16 protein-coding genes are annotated in these 17,179 nt (G+C 70.1%); 6 read left to right on the forward strand and 10 right to left on the reverse strand.

Going from position 1 to position 17,179, the window contains the following annotated elements; genetic code table 11:
• Nucleotides 1–1,049 precede the first annotated feature (1,049 nt).
• Complete coding sequence (locus ACWGR4_RS33220) at nt 1,050–1,286, forward strand: hypothetical protein (RefSeq protein WP_452129721.1); 237 nt, start codon at nt 1,050–1,052, stop codon at nt 1,284–1,286.
• A 446-nt stretch (nt 1,287–1,732) separates the two neighbouring features.
• Here ACWGR4_RS33220 and ACWGR4_RS33225 read toward each other — a convergent pair whose 3' ends face one another.
• Nucleotides 1,733–2,638, reverse strand: coding sequence for a LysR family transcriptional regulator (locus ACWGR4_RS33225; protein ID WP_452129722.1), 906 nt, complete (start codon nt 2,636–2,638; stop codon nt 1,733–1,735).
• 154 nt (nt 2,639–2,792) lie between these two features.
• On the opposite strand from ACWGR4_RS33225, the gene ACWGR4_RS33230 reads away from it, so the two are divergent.
• On the forward strand, nt 2,793–3,338 hold the full coding sequence (locus tag ACWGR4_RS33230) for a dihydrofolate reductase family protein (RefSeq protein ID WP_452129723.1): 546 nt from the start codon (nt 2,793–2,795) through the stop codon (nt 3,336–3,338).
• A 199-nt stretch (nt 3,339–3,537) separates the two neighbouring features.
• Nucleotides 3,538–4,095 (forward strand): dihydrofolate reductase family protein, encoded by a 558-nt coding sequence (locus ACWGR4_RS33235; RefSeq protein ID WP_452129724.1) that lies wholly within the window; start codon nt 3,538–3,540, stop codon nt 4,093–4,095.
• A 607-nt stretch (nt 4,096–4,702) separates the two neighbouring features.
• On the opposite strand, the gene ACWGR4_RS33240 is transcribed toward ACWGR4_RS33235, so the two are convergent.
• The gene (locus ACWGR4_RS33240; protein WP_452129725.1) at nt 4,703–5,293 is read right to left on the reverse strand and encodes a hypothetical protein; all 591 of its coding nucleotides are present in this window, start codon (nt 5,291–5,293) and stop codon (nt 4,703–4,705) included.
• Nucleotides 5,294–6,030: 737 nt separating this feature from the next.
• Between ACWGR4_RS33240 and ACWGR4_RS33245 the strand changes: the two genes are divergently transcribed.
• Nucleotides 6,031–6,834 carry a MarR family transcriptional regulator gene (locus ACWGR4_RS33245; RefSeq protein WP_452129726.1) on the forward strand — a complete coding sequence of 268 codons (804 nt, stop codon included), beginning with the start codon at nt 6,031–6,033 and terminating at the stop codon, nt 6,832–6,834.
• Between the two features lie 308 nt (nt 6,835–7,142).
• Here ACWGR4_RS33245 and ACWGR4_RS33250 read toward each other — a convergent pair whose 3' ends face one another.
• Nucleotides 7,143–7,604 carry a MarR family winged helix-turn-helix transcriptional regulator gene (locus ACWGR4_RS33250; protein WP_452129727.1) on the reverse strand — a complete coding sequence of 154 codons (462 nt, stop codon included), beginning with the start codon at nt 7,602–7,604 and terminating at the stop codon, nt 7,143–7,145.
• 61 nt (nt 7,605–7,665) lie between these two features.
• Here ACWGR4_RS33250 and ACWGR4_RS33255 point away from each other — a divergent pair, with 61 nt between their 5' ends.
• Nucleotides 7,666–9,081, forward strand: coding sequence for an MFS transporter (locus tag ACWGR4_RS33255; RefSeq protein ID WP_452129728.1), 1,416 nt, complete (start codon nt 7,666–7,668; stop codon nt 9,079–9,081).
• A gap of 215 nt (nt 9,082–9,296) precedes the next feature.
• Here ACWGR4_RS33255 and ACWGR4_RS33260 read toward each other — a convergent pair whose 3' ends face one another.
• The 5 genes from ACWGR4_RS33260 to ACWGR4_RS33280 form a co-directional block, all read right to left on the reverse strand.
• On the reverse strand, nt 9,297–10,178 hold the full coding sequence (locus tag ACWGR4_RS33260) for an alpha/beta fold hydrolase (protein ID WP_452129729.1): 882 nt from the start codon (nt 10,176–10,178) through the stop codon (nt 9,297–9,299).
• Between the two features lie 38 nt (nt 10,179–10,216).
• Entirely contained in the window at nt 10,217–11,512 is a 1,296-nt protein-coding gene (locus ACWGR4_RS33265; RefSeq protein WP_452129730.1) for a hypothetical protein, read from the reverse strand.
• Between the two features lie 276 nt (nt 11,513–11,788).
• Nucleotides 11,789–12,367 (reverse strand): TetR/AcrR family transcriptional regulator, encoded by a 579-nt coding sequence (locus tag ACWGR4_RS33270; RefSeq protein ID WP_452129731.1) that lies wholly within the window; start codon nt 12,365–12,367, stop codon nt 11,789–11,791.
• Nucleotides 12,368–13,050: 683 nt separating this feature from the next.
• On the reverse strand, nt 13,051–13,380 hold the full coding sequence (locus tag ACWGR4_RS33275; RefSeq protein WP_452129749.1) for a transposase: 330 nt from the start codon (nt 13,378–13,380) through the stop codon (nt 13,051–13,053).
• Nucleotides 13,353–13,955: a TetR/AcrR family transcriptional regulator gene (locus ACWGR4_RS33280; protein WP_452129732.1), complete on the reverse strand. Its 603-nt coding sequence runs from the start codon at nt 13,953–13,955 to the stop codon at nt 13,353–13,355. The genes ACWGR4_RS33275 and ACWGR4_RS33280 overlap by 28 nt, the downstream gene beginning before the upstream one ends.
• Nucleotides 13,956–14,113: 158 nt before the next feature.
• On the opposite strand from ACWGR4_RS33280, the gene ACWGR4_RS33285 reads away from it, so the two are divergent.
• A complete protein-coding gene (locus ACWGR4_RS33285; protein WP_452129733.1) occupies nt 14,114–15,685 on the forward strand; it encodes an MDR family MFS transporter in 1,572 nt (523 codons plus the stop codon).
• A 199-nt stretch (nt 15,686–15,884) separates the two neighbouring features.
• Here ACWGR4_RS33285 and ACWGR4_RS33290 read toward each other — a convergent pair whose 3' ends face one another.
• Nucleotides 15,885–16,640 (reverse strand): alpha/beta fold hydrolase, encoded by a 756-nt coding sequence (locus ACWGR4_RS33290; RefSeq protein WP_452129734.1) that lies wholly within the window; start codon nt 16,638–16,640, stop codon nt 15,885–15,887.
• Between the two features lie 10 nt (nt 16,641–16,650).
• Nucleotides 16,651–17,082 carry a nuclear transport factor 2 family protein gene (locus tag ACWGR4_RS33295; protein WP_452129735.1) on the reverse strand — a complete coding sequence of 144 codons (432 nt, stop codon included), beginning with the start codon at nt 17,080–17,082 and terminating at the stop codon, nt 16,651–16,653.
• Between the last annotated feature and the right edge of the window lie 97 nt (nt 17,083–17,179).

Raw genomic sequence — 17,179 nt, forward strand, 5'->3', positions numbered from 1 at the left:
CGAATACCACCCGTCCGACAGGTCGGGAACTCCGCCGGGTTGCCGCTGGAATATTCACCGTCTGCACGGTGCCGCATCAAGTCGGTCCAGCTGATTCAAACTCGCCCTCAGCCCTGATGGCACACTCGAGAAACAAGTTCGAGGCGCCGCAGGCGGTCCGGCACAAATGGCTGTTCCGGCGCGAGTCGGTACCGGCCAGGGCGTCGTCGCGAATCGGGGAGACGAAGTGGGAAATCGTGCTGCGCGCACGTTCGCTCCCACGCCCGAGCAACACCTTTCTCCGACCCGAGTGCCTCTCCGGACACTGGGGGTTCCAGGTGCCCTGGCTCACGCGCTCGCCGCCGACGGCCGCATCCTCGCCTGCACGTCGGTCCGAAGTACCCGGACGACGGTGCGTTGTGCCTGTACTTCGACAACACGCGTGTGGTGCCGAAGGGCGACGCCGGCCCCTCGGGTGCCACGGCCCGGGATCGGTTTCCCCAATCACATCGATGCCTCCCGTAGTGGGTTCGTTCGCTGACGTCCACCTCGTGCGCGGCGCCAGGGTCGGGTGCGGTGGTGCGGTCGGCGAAGTCAGGCCCAAATCGAGGGCCATCGCAACGCGCGGCCGATCGGTTCACATGCGAGCGCACGAGTGCCTGTGCGGGGCTCCCATACGCGGTGCGTACGAACGATTACACGATTGCAACGACCGGCCTCACAGGGGAACCCACCAAGGTTGCACGACGCGGCTACGAAAGTAGCTGGCTGTATTGCCGCGCCTGTGCTATGAACCGACCGACCCCGATCACGGGCCACTTCGCAACGCGCGAGGCGCCGTGGGACGAGCCCGTGGCGCGCGACCGGGAGGGCCCGGAGCCGATGGCCGTCCGTCCTTCGCAACGCGATCGCCTCGCCCAGGTGCGGACCACGCCCACCGCGTAGGGCAGCGCCCGCCGAAACGAACGACGGTATCCCCCGTCGAGACCCCGAGCCCCCGGGCTTCTCGACGGGGGTGTCGATACGGACGGTGTCCACGCCGGCCTCCACGACGGGCCGAGTTCTGGGCGATGATCTCCACGCCGCCGACCGGGCCCGCGATCGCCGCGCAGGGCGGTCCGCGTCGGCTCGTCGACGAACTCAAGGCCGCGTGGGACGCGTGGATCGAGGCGGGCGCGGTGGGCTTGTACAAGCACGGCATGACGGTCACGGCCGACGACGAGCAGTTCGTCTGGGCGGGCGATTCCGATACCGGCACCCGATGGCCCCTTCCCGCGCCCGCGCCCGCGCCGATCACGATCGGATGAGGCCGGCATCTCCTGCGGCGCAACCCGGGACGGCACGATCAGGGCCGTCCCGGGCGTGACGTGGCCGCCGCCGGACCGCGGACGAATGGAACAGGCCGGAACCGTGAATTCAGCCAAGACCGGGCGCGTTGGCGCCCATCGCAGCGGACCGGGCATCCACGACACCGCGAAAGCCCTTTCGCGGCCGTGCGGTTCCCAAGCCCGGGTCGTGAGCGTCCGTGCCGGCGCCGCCCACGGCGTTCACTGGATCGGGTGAATGCCGCTTGTACGCCCGCAGGTTGCTGTCCGAGGCCTTGGGGGTGAGTCCGGCGTCGATTGCGGGTCGGTCGAGTTCGAGGCCGGCCGTCCAGCAGGCCGATCCGCGCACCGGGGCCTGACGGTGAGGCGCAGCGCGGGCGCGCGTGGGTTCGGGTTTGCCTTCGGTGTGGGGTCCGGCCGAGCAATGGTCAGTGGACGGTGGTGGCCAGTTCCAGGACGATGTCGAGGTAGGTCGAGGCGCCGGGGGTGAGTCCGGTGCGTGGCCACAGGAAGCCGTAGTCGATCGGCGGGGCGTCGTGCAGCGGGATGAACACGATGCCCGGGCGGGAGTGGTAGTCCTTCGCGCGCAGCGAAACCGTGCTGACGCCGACGCCCATGCTGACGTGGACCAGGACCTCGGGCCAGAAGCGGGTGGCCGGCCCTTGCGGGATCGGCCGGCCGGATGGGGTTCTTCGCGGGAAGTAGTAGTCCATCCAGTACTCGGGGATGTTGTCCGAGGCGATCGTGACCAGGGTCGTGTCGGCGAGTTCTTCCACCGAGACGGACTCCCTGGCGGCGAACGGGTGGGCGTCGGGCACCAACAGCCCGCGGGGTTCGGCGAACATCAGGGGGCCCCGGACGATGTCGGGCTCGTCGATGGGGAACTCGGTGAGTTGCAGGTCCACTTCGCCGGCCCGCATGCGGCCGAGCGGGTCGAGGAGTTGGATCTCCTGAATCTCCACCGCGCCGTCCGGATGGCGCACGCGGAACAGGTCGGCGGCCTTGACGAGCAGGTTGCCGCACCACGCCCCGGAGAACCCGACGCGCACCACGTCCTTGACGCGCACGCCGCGACTGGTGGTGATCGCCTGCGCCAACCCGGCGGCGATCCGGTCGTAGGCGGGACGCAGGTCGTCGCGCAGTTGCTCGCCGAGCGCGGTCAGCGTCACCTTGCGACTGTTGCGTTCGAACAGCGGCCCACCGACGCGGCGTTCCAGCTTGCGGATGGTCTGGCTGATCCGTCCGGTCGTGACGTGCAGGCGCTCGGCGGTGCGCCCGAAGTGCAGTTCCTCGGCGAGCGTGAGGAACGCCTCGAGCTCAAGCCTCTCCAGCATGCCCACTCCTTGATCGTTTAGTCGTGCTCAACCCAGCGTTCCGGGGTCGTGCCTTGTTGTGCCGCGTGCGGATCCCGCACGCTTGAGGAGCCGCTTCCGACGGACACCCGGGACCTCGTAGCGGCCCACCCACATCGCGAGACGGAGACTTCGCATGAGCAAGATCGTTGTGGTCATGTACATCACGATGGACGGCGTCGCCGAGGACCCCGCCTGGACCGGCCCGTTCTGGAACGACGAGCACGCCAAGTACCAGAACGGCCAACTGCGCGCGAGCCGCGCCCTGTTGCTGGGGCGCGCGACGTACGAGAGCTTCGCGAAGGCGTGGTCGCCGCGCGACGAGTCGGACGAGTTCACCGCGCGGATGAACCACATCCCCAAGTACGTCGCCACCACCACGCTGCAAACGACGACCTGGAACGCGGCGATCATCGACGGCGACATCATCGAGCAGGTGGTCAAGCTCAAGGCCGAGCCGGGCGACGACCTCCTGGTCTACGGCAGCATCACACTCGTCGACACCCTGATCGAGCACGACCTGGTCGACGAACTCAAGCTGTTCCTGCACCCGGTGACCGTCGGCACCGGCAAGCGCCTGTTCGCGGACGGCGTCGCCCCGAAGACCTGGACCCTCGCCGGCACCCAGTCCTTCAGCTCGGGCGCCATCGTCCTCGACTACCGCCCGGCACCGGCGGCCTGACACACCGGCCGCGATACGCACGACGCCCGACTCCGGCACCGGGGAATTCGCCGCGAACTCCCCGCTGCCGGACCCTTCGCGCGAATCCCGGCGGAGGGCACCACGCCGCTGACGACCGCCGCAGCACCCCGCCGGCTCGCACGTCCCGTCTCACGTAACTCCCGCCGACAACCGCCCCCAAGAAGGAGTGCCCGCAACCATGCGCAAGATCGTCAACTCCACGTACATCTCCCTCGACGGCGACATCGAAAAGCTCGACCAGTGGTCCTTCGACTACTGGAGCGACGACCTGGAGCGGTACGCGAACAGCCTGCTCTTCGCCGCCGACACGCTGCTCATGGGCCGCGAAACCTACGTGAACTTCGCGCCCGCCTGGTCGGCACGCGCCGGCGCCGGCGCGTTCGCCGACCGCATGAACAGCATCGACAAGTACGTCGTCTCCTCCACCCTGGCCGGCGGCGACTGGGGCGACACCACCGTCGTCCCCCAGGACAAGGCCGTCGCCGCGATCGCCGAACTCAAGGCCCAGCCGGGCGGCGACATCCTGATGTACGGATTCGGGCCGGTCGCCAAGACCCTGCTCGCGCACGGCCTGCTGGACGAGGTGCACTTCTGGGTTCACCCGGTGATCGCCGGCGGCGGAACCCTCGCCGCCGACGGGTTCCGGCATCGACTCGAGCACGTCCGCACCGAAGCCCTCGGCACCGGTGTCGTGGTCCTCGTGTACACGCCCGCGACCGGGGCCGCATCGTCGTAGCCGCGACACCGGTTCTGTGAGGAAGCGCCCCGATGAAGGGCCTACGAGGGCGCGGCGGGAAACTGCGGTGACCTGACGGCCGCCGGCGAGGGTCGGGTTCGTGAGCCGGCGGCCGGTCGGTCCGGTGGCGCCCAAGACGGTGATGCGCATGGTTTCGCTCCTGTTTTCCGGCCCCGGACGAACTGTGTGGGGCTTGACACCGAGGACTGTGCCGACGGGGCCGCGTGATCTTCGAAGACGATGAACAAATCTCGGGGCCGTCCGCAGGGCAACCCGCCGACCGGGACACTCATCGCCGAAGCCGCCCGCAGCCCGTTCTGTGACCACGGATACAGCCGCACGACACTGCGAGGCGCTGCAACGAGAACGTCATGGGCGTGCTGCGGGACTACCTTGACGGGGAGGTGCTGCGGCAGATTGCGGAACATCCCGGCGGCGGCGACGCAACCGAACGGCCACCGCGTGGCCACGGCGATCGGCGTATTGCTCTTCACGTGCGTGGTACCTGCAACCGCTGCCCCCGTCCACGCGCCTCTCGGCAGCCATCAGCGCTGAACGCGGAAACGCCCGGCACCCGGCGCGACGGCGGGATCGGCAGGGGCGGCGGTCAGATGGGCGCGCCGTCGATGGTCTCGTCGCGGAGGTCGACGTGCGGCGCCACGCTCCCGAGGACCCTCGTCAGGCGGCCCCGGTCGAGGGCGGCCCAGTTGACGGCGATGTGTGACGTGGCCGAGGTCACCGAGTCCGGCACCGGCCACCTCGGCAACCTGTGGACGCGCGGTAGATCAGGAGCGCCCGAGGCGGGAACCAGGCTGATCACCGTAGTCGGCTCGTGGTCCCTCTCGGGGCGTCGCAGCTCCCACACGACGACGACGGCCACGTGGTCGAACGGGATGTGAACGCGCCTGCGGCCCCACGCCGTTCCGACCGGCCCCACGGGGGCGGTCAGGCCCGTCGGATCGACTCGAAGGAGCAACGCCCGGGTGAGAACGGGCCCGAGCATGACGACCAGCAGGACCACGACCCCGACCACCATGGAGGCGCCCATGCCCCACATCGGCTGCGCCACATCGCCGAAGACCAGGCCGGCGCCGATGAAGGCGCCGGCGGTGGCGAAGGCGAGCAGCAAACGGATCGCCTGCCGGTTCCATCGGTGGCGCAGTTCGTAGGTGTCGAATCCACTGTCGTCGGGCGTCATCGGTCGAACCTTCTCTCGGATCGGGGGACAGTCTCCCGGACACGCACGTCATCCTCGGATCACGCCGGGGCGACCTGTACCGGCCGGTAGGTGCTCACGTGCACACCGTTGGCGCCGACGACGGCCGAGACCGGTTCGAGCATGCGCGGGACGCCGTCGTGCGGTTGTTCGATCCGCCGCTCCTCTGCGGGATGGGTCTGGCAACGGCGGTCCGGCCGCTGCGCCCGGAGGTGCGCGCACCTTCACGGTTCGCCCGCCAGGCTCGTGTGCAGCGGCGCGCCGGAGCAGAGGGGCCCTGGGCGTCCTCCTGACAGGGGCTGCCGCCGAGCTCTGCGGCAGGGCCTCGGAGGTGGCCACGTGGATGCCGTCGGAGGTCGAAGTACGGCTGCGTGTAAGCGCCGTGCGTGAAGCCGGCGGCGGAGTCCTCCTCGGGGTGCCCGGGAGCCTGGACGACGCCGTCGGGGCTGATGAACCCGCTGACCACCATGCGCATGGAAGGACTCCGAAATCGATCTTCATGGATTCGTGAAAGCTACCTTGCTTTCAGCATTTCGGCAATCAAAAGGTCCACGAATCGCGGTCTTTACTGGGCAGTTCGGCGCACTATTTGCAATGGGAATGGTGATGAACGCAAAACCATCGGCGATTCATTGCAATGGCCTGACGGTGAATGCATACTTGCCGTCGGCCCGACCGCTCCGGTACGGGCGCACACGACACGGCAGGAGCACGCGGCGATGCCCGGAGGCAGGCTGACGCATGACGAACGGCTGCGCATCGCCGCGGGACTGGGCGCCGGGCTGAGCTACTCGCGGATCGCCACGGACCTGGGCCGCCCCGTCTCGACCGTGAGCCGCGAGGTCGAACGTAATGGGGGTGCCGACCGCTACCACGCGGACCAGGCGCAGGAAGCCACCGGACGGCGCGCCCGGCGCGGCAAGGCGGCCGCCGTTTCCACCGGCCCAGCGCCGGCGGACACGGCGATCGCCGGCGGTCCGGCGGACGGCGTACACGACGATCCCGTGCTCTACACCGCCGTGCCCGGCGCCGACTCCGCAGTCGTCCGCGAGTTCGGCGAGCGCTTCACTCCCGTGCTGATGGCGGCCGGCCTGCCGCGGACGGCGGCGCGTCTGCTCGCCTGCCTGTACGCCACCGACTCCGGCAGCCTCACTTCGGCGGAACTCGTCCGGCTCCTCCAGGTCAGCCCGGCATCCGTGTCCAAGGCCGTGGGCCACCTCGAGGAACAAGGGCTGATCCGGCGCGAGCGCCACCCGCACGGCCGGGCGGAGCTGTATGTCATCGACAACGACGTCTGGTTGCAGGCCATCGTGGCCGGCATCCAGGCCAACGCCCGAATCGCCGCCGTGGCCCTCGACGGCGCCCGACTGCTGGGCGCCGCCACCCCGGCGGGAGTGCGGCTCTCGCTCATGAGCACGTTCCTCGACCGGATCGGCCGGGATCTGGCCCGGGGCGCCGAGCGGTGGCGACACGTGGTGGCCGGCCCTCCGGCTCGGGACGATCCGTCAGCGGGCGGCCGGTAGGAGCCCCAACACGGCGGCCGTGTCCCGGCGCCGGCCGAGGAGCGCGGCCGGGTCGGACTCGGTCGCCGCCGCTGCCGTCGGGTGGGTCGGCGTCCCAATAGCGGTACATCGCCGAGGAGTTGGTCCGGCTGTGGATGGCGCCCTTGCCGGGGGAAACACGATGTGTCATCGCGTCCCGGGTCGAGGAGCGCAGCCAGGCCGTGCCGTCCCACGGCAACAGCGCGTCGTCGTCGCGGCGGAAGGCGACGCGCGGCGGGCATCCGGTCTGCGTGGTGGGCCGTCGTCTCGGGCGCGGTGGATCCGGTCGCCTACCGTCGCTCTTGCTGGGCGGCGAGGAAGCGTTGCAGATACCCGTGGAAGCGCTGCACGTCGTCGGCCGACCAGTCGGCGGTGAGCTCGGCGAAGACGGATTCCTGCCACTGGTGGGCGGAGGCGAGCATCTTCGCTCCCTTTTTGGTGACGAGGAGTCGCCGTTGCCTCGCATCGGTGGGCGAGGCGACCTTGCGGAGGTAGCCGCGTTCGACCGCCTGGGCAAGGAACCGGCTCGCGCCGGACTGGTCGATGCCCAGTTCATCGGCGACCGCATTGACCGTGGCGCCCTCGTCGCCCTGGATCGCGGCGACGGCCTCGGTGACCATCACGTCGCGTCCGCGCTCGGCGTCGACGCCCTGACCTGTGCCGGTCCACCGACGTGACCAGTACCGCACGACGCGGAACAGCGCACGCCCCGCCCCGGCATGTTCAGCGGGCTCCGGTGTCTTCGTGTCCACGCGAAACAGTCTATGCGATACGCATGTACAGTGTATGCGAATCGCATAGATCGGGAGGGTGATGAATACCGAGGCACCACCAAGGTCAGGCAATCGCCGGGCAGTTCCGGCGCATGTCGAGCTTGCGTTCTTCGCGCTGCTGCTCGGGATGCTGCTCGCCCAGCTCGACACGAACATCGTGGTGGCGGCTCTTCCGAGGATCGGCGACGACCTGGATGCCGGACCGGCGATCGCGGGGGTGACCGCCGCGTATCTGCTCGCCGTCACGGTCACGACGCCGATCGCAGGCAAGCTGGGCGACATCCTCGGCCGGCGCGCGGTGTTCGTCGGCTCGGTGCTGGTCTTCGCCGCCGGTTCCCTGGCATGTGCCCTGGCGCCCTCGATGCCGCTGCTTGTCGCGGCTCGCGCCGTGCAGGGCACGGGCGGGGCCGGGCTCATCGTGACGGCGGTGAGCACTCTGGGCGTGCTGTTCGACAAGACCGAGCTGATCCGCCGGCAGGTGTGGCTCACCGCGGGCACCGCGATCGCGGCTCTGGCCGGGCCTCCCGTCGGCGGGTACCTCTCCGCGTGGGCCGGCCGGCCGGCGATCTTCCTGGTCAACCTGCCCGTCTGCGTCTTCGCCCTCGTGATCGGGTACCGCGGTCTGCCGGGCAGGTCCGGCACGACCAGCCTGCGTGGCTTCGACCTGTCCGGGGCGGTGCTCATGCTCGTGGCGACGTCCGGCATCGTCGTGCTGGGATCGTTCGAGGCGATCGCCGGCTCCGTCGTCCCTTCGGCGGCGCTTCTGGCCCTCTCCGTCCTTGCGACCATCGCGTTCGTCGGACACGAGCGGCGAGCCGCGGACCCGCTCGTCCCTCCCGTGATCTTCGCTTCGCGAGGATTGTCCCGGTCCATCGTCGTCACCGGGATCGGTGGGGCCGCGCTGTTCGGAACGTTCACCTTCGTTCCTCTCGCCGTGAACGCCGGCACCGGGTACGACGTGTCGACCGTCTCGACCCTGCTGGTCGCCCTCACCGCCGGCCAACTCGTCATCACCGCGACCTTCTCGGTCGTCGCGCGGAGGTTCCCTCGCATCGTGCCCTGGGGACGGCTCGGTCTGATGCTGGGTGTGGTGGGCCTGGCCCTGCTCTCGATCCTCCCTCTGGGGAGCACCTGGCCGAGTCCTCTCGTGCTGGGAATCGCGCTTGTGGGCCTGGCGCTGTCCGGTGCCGCCCTGGGTCTGCTGATGCAGGCGTACACGCTGCTCGGCATCACCACCGCCCCGCCCGAGCATTTCGGCTCCGCGATGGCCACACTCACCCTCGCCCGACAACTCGGTGGCTCGATAGGCGCCGCCGCGTTCGGCCGGCTGCTCATCATGATGTCCGGCTCATCGCATGCCACCGTCGCGATCCTGGCCGTCGCCGCCGTCCTGCTCGCGATCGGGCTTGTCGTCGCGCCACGGCGCCGTGACGAACCCGAGGCCGAGAGCACATGATCGTCCAGCAGTGGTGACACCTGATCGAGAAGCAGACCGGCTCGGAGGCCTGTGAGGTGGGCCTGCGATATCGGCCTCGATCGCGCGGGCCGGGAGGTATCCGTCGTACTCGCTCGGATCCGCGCCGGCACGGTACCCGCAGGCGGGAGCGGTCCGTCGAACGCACGGCCTGCGGGCCGCTTCGGCTCGCCGAGTTCGGCGGCCGGGTGCTGCGGTTACAGGTGCGCGGCCAGGAACGGCAGGACGACCTCGGCCATCTCGTCGGGCACTTCCTCCGCGAGGTCGTGGCCGGCGTCGAATAGGTGTCCGGTGACGTCGTGGGCCATGAGCCGCATCTGGGACTCGTTCCGGTCGCCGATGAACGCGGATCCGCCGAGCGCCAGGACCGGGATGTCCAGCTTCTTCTGCGCGGCCCGCCGGTTCTGTTCGGCGTCGACGAGCATCGCCCGGTAGATCGAGAGCATCGCGCGGATCCCGCCGGGCATCGAGTAGCAGCGCACGTATTCCTCGACCGCGTCGGAGTCGGCGCTGTCCGGGTGGCTGCGCTCGAACTTGATCATGTACGTGATCAACTCCCGCTCGTGTCCGGCGATCAGCATCTCGGGTACGTCCGGCTGGAAGTAGAAGCCCAGATGCCACAGGTGCATGCCGCCGGCGACATTCTCGGGGGTGAGGGCCGTGTGGTCCTCGAAGCCGAATCCGGGGAACAGCGCCTCGGCGAACACGAGGGCCGTGACGTGGTCGCGGTGGCGCGCGGCGAGTTGGTAGCCGATCACCGCTCCCCAGTCCTCGCCCGCCACGGCGTATGTCTCGTGTCCGAGGCGGTTCATCAACTCGGCGATGTCGTCGCTCATCGTCGCGGAGTCGTAGCCGTCCGCGGGGCGGGCGGAGTCGCCGAGGCCGCGCAGGTCCGGTACGACGACGGTGAAGTGGGGCGTCAGCTTCGGGACCAGCCTGCGCCAGTGGTAGCCGGTTTTGGGCACGCCGTGCAGGAGTACCACCGCGGGACCGGACCCGGCCGTGCGGTAGTGCAGGCTCGTTCCGTTGACGGCGGCTCGGCCCGTGCGGACGGGCATTTCGTCGTGGTCGAACATCATGGTCTCCAACCTTTCCGTTGCACTTCGTGATACGGGTGTCAGTGGGCTCGGGGAGGATCGACGACAGTCACCAGGCGGCTCGGTCCGGTGCCGTCCGTGGTTGTCCGGGCGGCGAACGGGCCGGCGGTGCGCAAAGTGACGTTCTCCGGGTAGAGCCGACCGAGCAGGGCCAGTACGACGAGGTCGTCCCGGCCGGTCGCGTCCACGATGACGTCGCCTGCCTGCGTCCACACCAGTCCCGGTGCACGCAGTGCGGACCACACGGTCGCGATGCGAGGCGCGGCATCGGAGGGTGCGTCGCCTGCGGCGGGGTGCGGCCGGTGGGCGAAGCGGTGGCCGCGCAGGGCCTGGCCGAGGTCGACGTGGGCGGTGGTGCCGTCGTGGGTGACCTCGATACGGGCGGTGCGGGTCCCTTCGCCGACCGGCCCGGTGCCGATGCGGGCGGTGAGGGGCCCCGACGCGGTGATGGCGGGCGGCAGGTCCTCGACGAGGGTGCGAGGGGCGGCGTAGTAGTCCTGCACCTCGGCGACGTACGTGGCGGTGTCTTCGGCGGCCGGGTCGGTGCGCCAGGTCAGCAGGTACCGGGGTGCGGTGAGGGGTGGCTGGTCGAGGACGGCGGGCAGGGCGGTGCCGCCGCCCGCCTCGAAGCCGTAGCCGGCCGGGCCGGAGGCGCCGGTGACGACGCGGCGGGCGAAGTCCACGATGCCGGCGTGTCGGATCTGGCGGACCAGCAGTTCGGTGAGGAAGGCGTCGCGGGCCGGTTCGGTGTGCCGCAGACCGGTCGGGGTGATCAGGAGCGGAACGTCCTGCCAGTTGGTGAAGGGCAGCAGGGCATCGCGCAGCAGGACCATCTGGTGCAGCCACTCGTTGTAGAGCTGCATCGTGACGGACCCGCCGCGCCGGCCGCGGAGCAGATCGACCGCGGGAGGGGTGAGCAGGTGGCCGTAGCAGTGGCTGCGCACGACCAGCGGTCCGGCGGGCAGCGGGATCCGGCTGACGAGCAGCCTCTCCAGGGCCGAGGTGGCCCAGGAGGCGAGTTCCCGGCCGATCGTCTCGGCCTGCCCGCCCAGTTCGCGCGCCGCCGAGGCGCTGTCCGGGCCGATGCCCAGCGGCAGGGAGGTCTCCCGGGTGCCGAGTGCAAGTGTCGCGCGGACCTGATCCTCCAGCACCTTGCCGTCGGCGCTGGTGAGGGCGTTGTCATCGATGATGCCCTGCAACAGTGGCTCGGTGGCGGCGAAGAAGTCGCGGGCGGTCATGGTGGTACCGGCCGCGGGAAAGGTGTTCCAGCGGCTACCGCCCAGAGCGGGCGTACTTGGGGTGGGCACGGGGGGCATGGGTTCTCCGTAAGTTGTTGGGTGGCCCGGAGGGACGGATGTCGCGATGGATGTCGCCGGATCCCGTGTCCGGGCGGGCGTAGGCAATTTTCTGGATCGTCTGATACAGATTGCGGCCATGAAAAGAGTCCTGTCTCCGGACAGCGTGAATGACCTTCGAGTCGCGGGATCGGGTGGGGTGAACCAGGCGCGGAACAGCGCCGATTCCGCGCCGCCGTTGCCAAGCAGCCGCGGCGGCCCGGGAGTTCACGCTTCCGGAGACAGAGACCGAAGGAATCAGTCGAGGGCGGCCAGCGCGACCTCCACGAGGGGTTCGAGAACGTGGACGTCCGGGGTGATCTTCGCGGAGACCAGCAGTCCGTTGAGGAAGGTGACGAGGAAAGCGGCGAGGGCGTGCGGGTCGTGTCGCGTCGCGATCTCGCCCCGCTCCGCCGCGACCCGCAGCACCTCGGCGAGCGCGTCCCGACTGGCCTCCTGCATGTCCCGCACGGTGCGCCGGATCGCCGCATCCTCCGGCAGGCGCTCGCAGGCGGCGTTGACCACCAGGCAGCCCCGGCCGTTGTCTTCCACGGCGATCCGGACCCGCTCGACCAACATCGTGCGGATCGCCGACCGGGCGTCCGCCCCCTCCTCCAGGCTGCGCAGGGCGGCCGCCGCCAGGGTGGTGCGGTAGTGCTCCAGCGCCGCCCGGTACAGGCCCTCCTTGTCGCCGAACGCGGCATACAGGGACCCCTGCCCGATGCCCAACTGTTGGGTCAGGTCGCGTACCGAAGTCGCCTCGAAGCCACGCCTCCAGAACAGTTCCATGGCGCGACTCACCGCCGCCTCGGTGTCGAACTCCCGGGTCCTTGCCATGGCCTCACCGTAACCTATCTGGATCGATTGCTCAAGAAAAGGATCGCGTCCCGACCACACGCCGCCCGAGGCCCGGTGCCGCCTCGCGAGCGAAGCATCGTCCGGCACCGGGGTCGGCGGCTCGTCCGACTCGACCGCACCCGCGCGAGCGCCCGGGATCGGCGGGTGCCGGGGCCGGTCGGCGAGGACCTCCTCGAGGTGTTCGTGCTCGTGGCACTCGATCGCGTACGCCATCGCCTCGTACGCGTCGTCGTCCAACCGGGGGCTCCCACCCCCCTGTGGCGGGCGTCATCCGTCGCGAATACGGCCGCGACGGCACGGCCGGCGGCGAGGGTGGGGTCGTCGCGTCACCTGTTCCCGTCGCGCGGTGTGTGGTGGCCGCGTGGGCCTCGGCGATCGACTCGCGGTACACGGCTGCCGCGTTCCCGCCCCAGAGGGCCGGCCGGGCGTGCGGGTCGGCGGTGATCGTGAACCGCCGTAACGGACGAGGGGTGGTACGGCGGCTCCGCCCGGGCCGTTTGCGGCCGGCGTTGCACGGTCCGCGGTGATCCTCGGCGGCGGCCGCCGCGAGCCGCAGGTGTCCGAGTGTCAACGCGCCCCGCGCTGTCCGTAGTCCGAGCCGGTTGTCGGAGCACCTCTCGGTTTCCGCTTCGGGCTTCGGGCTCCGACGTGGACCGAGGGCCCTACGACTCGCCGGGGTTGCCAACGGCCGGCGGGACGACGTGCCCCGAGCGCTTCCGGTGGGGAGCACGCGCGTCCTGTACCGGGTCCTCGTCCGAGAGCCGGGTCCTCCTCCTCCGACCGGCGTCGTCGTCCCACTCGGTGGGTACGGGCAGTTGCCGGGAGATCGGGACGGAGGCGGCGTGCAGGCTCACCGCGGCCCCGTGGTTCGGCTGCTTCCCGAGCATCCCGGGCCACTGGCGGGCGCCCCCGACCGACATGCGTCCGTCCTTGGAGAACGACGGATGCGGGTGTGCTGCCGGTCTCAGGCGTTCGGCCTGGTGGTGTCCCAGCCGTGTTCCAGGAGTTCGAAGGCGCTCTCGACGGCCGTTCGGGGATCGTCGCTCACGCGGGCGAGGGCGGTGGTCTGGAGGACGAAGTGGGCCAGTGCGCGACAGGTGGGATCTTCCGGTGGGGCGCCGCTTTCCTCGGCGATGGCCTGGGTGAGCGCACTCTCGTGTCGCATCCACATGCGGTGGGCGTACTCGCTCAATGCCGGGGTTGAGCGGATGAGTTCGAGGAACCGCGCCATTTCCGCGTCCTGGGAGATGTTCGCCCTGGCCAGCACGTAGTCGCGGAGGGCGGCAAGGAGTGGTTGTTCCTCGGGGCGCTTGTGGACGGCGTCGAGCAGGCTGGTTTCCCGATCGGTGTCCATGTCGAAGACGAGCGCTTCCTTGCTGGGGAAGTGCTTGAAGAGCGTGGCGGTCGAGACGTCGGCGGCGTCGGCGATCTCGCGGATTCCCACGTGGTCGTAGCCGCGCTCCAGGAACAGGCGAAGTGCCGCGTCGGCGATGGCCTGGCGGGTTGCCGCCTTCTTGCGCTCACGGCGTCCCTGCGGCTGCGGTTCGCGAATCTGTGTCGTTCCCATGCCCGCATGCTACCTCTGAATGCGAGACATATCGAAAGGTAGAGCTGTTGCACTTATAGAGTTGCTGTGGTTTTGTGGAGCGGTCGCCGCCCCGCTGTCGTCGGCCGGTGGCCTTCCCGCTCTTCGATCACTACGCATCCCTGAGGGAGTGATCCGTCATGTCCGCATCTCCCGCGCCTCCCGCATCCCCCGCATCTCCCGACGCCCGCTCGACGGCCCCTGCCGGCACGCCCGGGCACGTCCGGTGGGTGCTGCTCGGCGTCATGCTCGCGATGCTGCTCTCGATGCTCGACAACATGGTCGTGAGCACCGCGATGCCTTCGATCGTCGACGACCTCGGCGGCCTGGAACACCTGTCCTGGGTGGTGACCGCCTACACGTTGGTCACCGCCGTCACCACCCCGATCTGGGGCAAGTTCGGCGACCTGTTCGGCCGCAAGCCCATGTACCTGGCCTCGATCGCCGTGTTCCTCGCCGGCTCCGCACTCTGCGGGGCCGCCCGGTCCATGCCCGAACTGATCGCCTTCCGCGCGCTGCAGGGCATCGGCGCGGGCGGTATCGGCGCGGGCGCCTTCGCCCTCATCGCCGCACTCGTACCGCCGCGCGAACGCGGCCGATACCAGGGCATGACGGCTTCGGTGATGGCGATCGGCGTCGTCGGCGGCCCTCTGCTCGGCGGCTTCATCACCGGGCACTGGGGCTGGCGCTGGGCCTTCTACGTCAACCTGCCGCTCGGCCTGCTCGCGCTGGTGTGGCTGTGGCGGATGCTGCACGTGCCCGCCAAGCGCATCGAGGCGAGGATCGACTGGTCGGGCATCGCCCTGCTGACCGTCACGATGAGCGCGACCGTGCCGGCCGCGACCTGGGCGGGCACCACCTACGCGTGGGCCTCCTGGCAGATCCTCGCTCTCGGGGCAGTCGCCCTGCTCGGGCTCACCCTGTTCATCCGCGCGGAACGCCGGGCCGCGGAACCCGTGCTGCCTCCGGCCATCTTCACGGACCACCGCAATTTCCCGCTGGCCATCATCCTGCTCCTGGCCGCCGGCGTGGTCATGTTCGGTGCGGGCCTCTACCTGCCGCTGTTCCAGCAGACCGTCCAGGGCGCCTCGGCCACCAACTCCGGGCTGTTGATGCTGCCCCTGATGATCCCCGTCGTGATCGTCTCCACCATCGCGGGCAAGGTCATGTCCGCCACCGGCAGGTACAAGGTCTTCCCGGTCCTGGGCGCCGCCTTCCTCACCGTCGGCCTGGGGCTGCTGGCGACCATGGGCACCGGCACGTCCCGATTCCTGACCTGCACCTACATGGTTCTCGTCGGTCTCGGGCTCGGCCTCACCCAGCAGGTGGCCGGCACCATCGCCCAGAACAGCGTCGCCCTGCGCGACATGGGCGCGGCCATGAGTGCGGTCACCCTCTTCCGCACCCTGGGCGGATCCCTCGGCGTCGCGGTCTTCGGTTCCCTGTTCACCCGCGCCGTGCAATCCCACGTGCCCGGCACCGAGAGCGACGCGCACGCACCGGCTCACCTGCCCGCCGGGGCCGAGGACGCCTACCTGCACGGGGTCACCGGCGCCACCCACCAGATCTTCCTCGCCGGGGCGATCCTGTGCGCGGCCGCGTTCATCGCGGCGCTGTACGTCGTCGAAACACCCCTCCGCAAGGCAGGACCACCCGCGGGCGCCCACGAGGACGCCGTGACGGGCAAGGCACCGGCCGCAACCACCACCTGACCCTCGCGGCTTGGTGGTGCTCTCGAGCAGGGTGATCATGGAACCACTCCTCGCATCGGTGCATCGGCCCTTGCGTGGTGGTGCTGACCGCGGTGGCACCGCGGCGCACTGGCCACAGGGCCGCGTTCGGCCACGGGGTACGCCTGCGGCCCCGACGCCATCGTGCGTCGGGGCCGTGCGTTCGGCGTGTCGCTCCCGATCAGGGGCTCGGCTCGCCGGCCGCGGTCAGGTGAGCCAGGAGTTCAGTGTTGAACGGCTCCCCAATGCGCTGTACCGCGTGCGGGCTGCCGTCGAACAGGACACGCTTGGCCGAGAGTTGCTCGGCCAGAGCGTCGGCGACGTCCTCGAATCCCGGTGTGCCGCCCCCGGTGACCACCAGCTTGGGGAAGGTGGTGGCGGCCAGTTCGGCGGCCGGGACCCCCGTGAGCCAGGGGCGTTCCGTCGTGAGGTTGTGGATCGCCTCGGCGAAGGGCTCCGGCAGCGGTGAGGACAACGTCATGGACACGTTCAGCACCCGGAGGAACCCCTCCGCGAAGGACTGGAGGTCGTCGGGATCGGCCCGGTCCCAGTATTCCCGCATCGCCGTGGCGAGTTCGTCGGCCGCAGGCCGACCCGCGCCGTTGGGCAGGGCCGGTGGTTCGACCACGGTGAGCGACCACACCCGGTCGGGGGCCAGCGCCGCCGCGCGCATGGCGACCACCCCGCCCATGGACGTGCCGACCAGATGTGCGCCGGATCCGAGGAGGTCGACGATGTCGGCCGCGTCGCGGTCGGGGTCGACCCGGTCGGTCGGCGGACTCGGCCGATAGCCGCGCCGGTAGGGGGCGATGAGCCGGTACCGGTCGCCGAGGGCCCTTTGTTCGGCGAAGGCGGCCGCGGCGGAGTTCAGGCTGCCGTGGACGAGGACGACCGGCGGCCCGGCGTCCCCCCATCGTTCGACTGCGAGGACGCTCATGGGTCGGCCCTCAATCCTGCTCGGCGGCGGCAGCGGCGGCCGCGAAGACGCCGTTGTCGATGTCGAGTCGGCGGGACTCGTACCTCCAGCCCTCCGGGGTGCGCACGGCGACGTCGTTGTAGACGCCCGTGGCGATGATGTGCGGGGCCTTCTCGACCTGGACCTTCACGACCAGGCTGTACGAGGCGGCACGATCGCCGTCGCCCTCGACGACGTGATTGGTCATCACGTGCCGGGCGCCGTCCTCCTTGCCGGCCGCGATGTGGCCGACGATGAACTCCCTGATGGCGTCGTGGCCGGTGAACGTGCCGTATGTGGCGGTGAACCGCCCATCGGGCACCCAACATCCGACCCAGCCGTCCACGTCGTGCGCATCGAGGCAGCGCATCTGCGCGTGTGACAGTTCCTGAATGGCGAGCTTGTCCTCGACGGACAGGGGCATCGGGTACTCCCTTCCGGGGGTGGGCGGCACGAACGGTGCGGCCCGGGGTGATGTGCGGCAGATCGCGTCTGCGTCGTCGGCGACCGGAGGTGATGCC

The organism is Embleya sp. NPDC055664 (genome assembly GCF_053618075.1).

What these genes read in the sequence shown, in the direction of transcription:
- ACWGR4_RS33285 (WP_452129733.1), top strand. Translation starts at nt 14,114, where the DNA reads ATGTCCGCATCTCCCGCGCCTCCCGCATCCCCCGCATCTCCCGACGCC.
- ACWGR4_RS33280 (WP_452129732.1), bottom strand. Translation starts at nt 13,955, where the DNA reads ATGGGAACGACACAGATTCGCGAACCGCAGCCGCAGGGACGCCGTGAG.
- ACWGR4_RS33225 (WP_452129722.1), bottom strand. Translation starts at nt 2,638, where the DNA reads ATGCTGGAGAGGCTTGAGCTCGAGGCGTTCCTCACGCTCGCCGAGGAA.
- ACWGR4_RS33235 (WP_452129724.1), top strand. Translation starts at nt 3,538, where the DNA reads ATGCGCAAGATCGTCAACTCCACGTACATCTCCCTCGACGGCGACATC.
- ACWGR4_RS33260 (WP_452129729.1), bottom strand. Translation starts at nt 10,178, where the DNA reads ATGATGTTCGACCACGACGAAATGCCCGTCCGCACGGGCCGAGCCGCC.
- ACWGR4_RS33295 (WP_452129735.1), bottom strand. Translation starts at nt 17,082, where the DNA reads ATGCCCCTGTCCGTCGAGGACAAGCTCGCCATTCAGGAACTGTCACAC.
- ACWGR4_RS33245 (WP_452129726.1), top strand. Translation starts at nt 6,031, where the DNA reads ATGCCCGGAGGCAGGCTGACGCATGACGAACGGCTGCGCATCGCCGCG.
- ACWGR4_RS33265 (WP_452129730.1), bottom strand. Translation starts at nt 11,512, where the DNA reads ATGCCCCCCGTGCCCACCCCAAGTACGCCCGCTCTGGGCGGTAGCCGC.
- ACWGR4_RS33255 (WP_452129728.1), top strand. Translation starts at nt 7,666, where the DNA reads ATGAATACCGAGGCACCACCAAGGTCAGGCAATCGCCGGGCAGTTCCG.
- ACWGR4_RS33270 (WP_452129731.1), bottom strand. Translation starts at nt 12,367, where the DNA reads ATGGCAAGGACCCGGGAGTTCGACACCGAGGCGGCGGTGAGTCGCGCC.
- ACWGR4_RS33240 (WP_452129725.1), bottom strand. Translation starts at nt 5,293, where the DNA reads ATGACGCCCGACGACAGTGGATTCGACACCTACGAACTGCGCCACCGA.
- ACWGR4_RS33220 (WP_452129721.1), top strand. Translation starts at nt 1,050, where the DNA reads ATGATCTCCACGCCGCCGACCGGGCCCGCGATCGCCGCGCAGGGCGGT.
- ACWGR4_RS33290 (WP_452129734.1), bottom strand. Translation starts at nt 16,640, where the DNA reads ATGAGCGTCCTCGCAGTCGAACGATGGGGGGACGCCGGGCCGCCGGTC.
- ACWGR4_RS33230 (WP_452129723.1), top strand. Translation starts at nt 2,793, where the DNA reads ATGAGCAAGATCGTTGTGGTCATGTACATCACGATGGACGGCGTCGCC.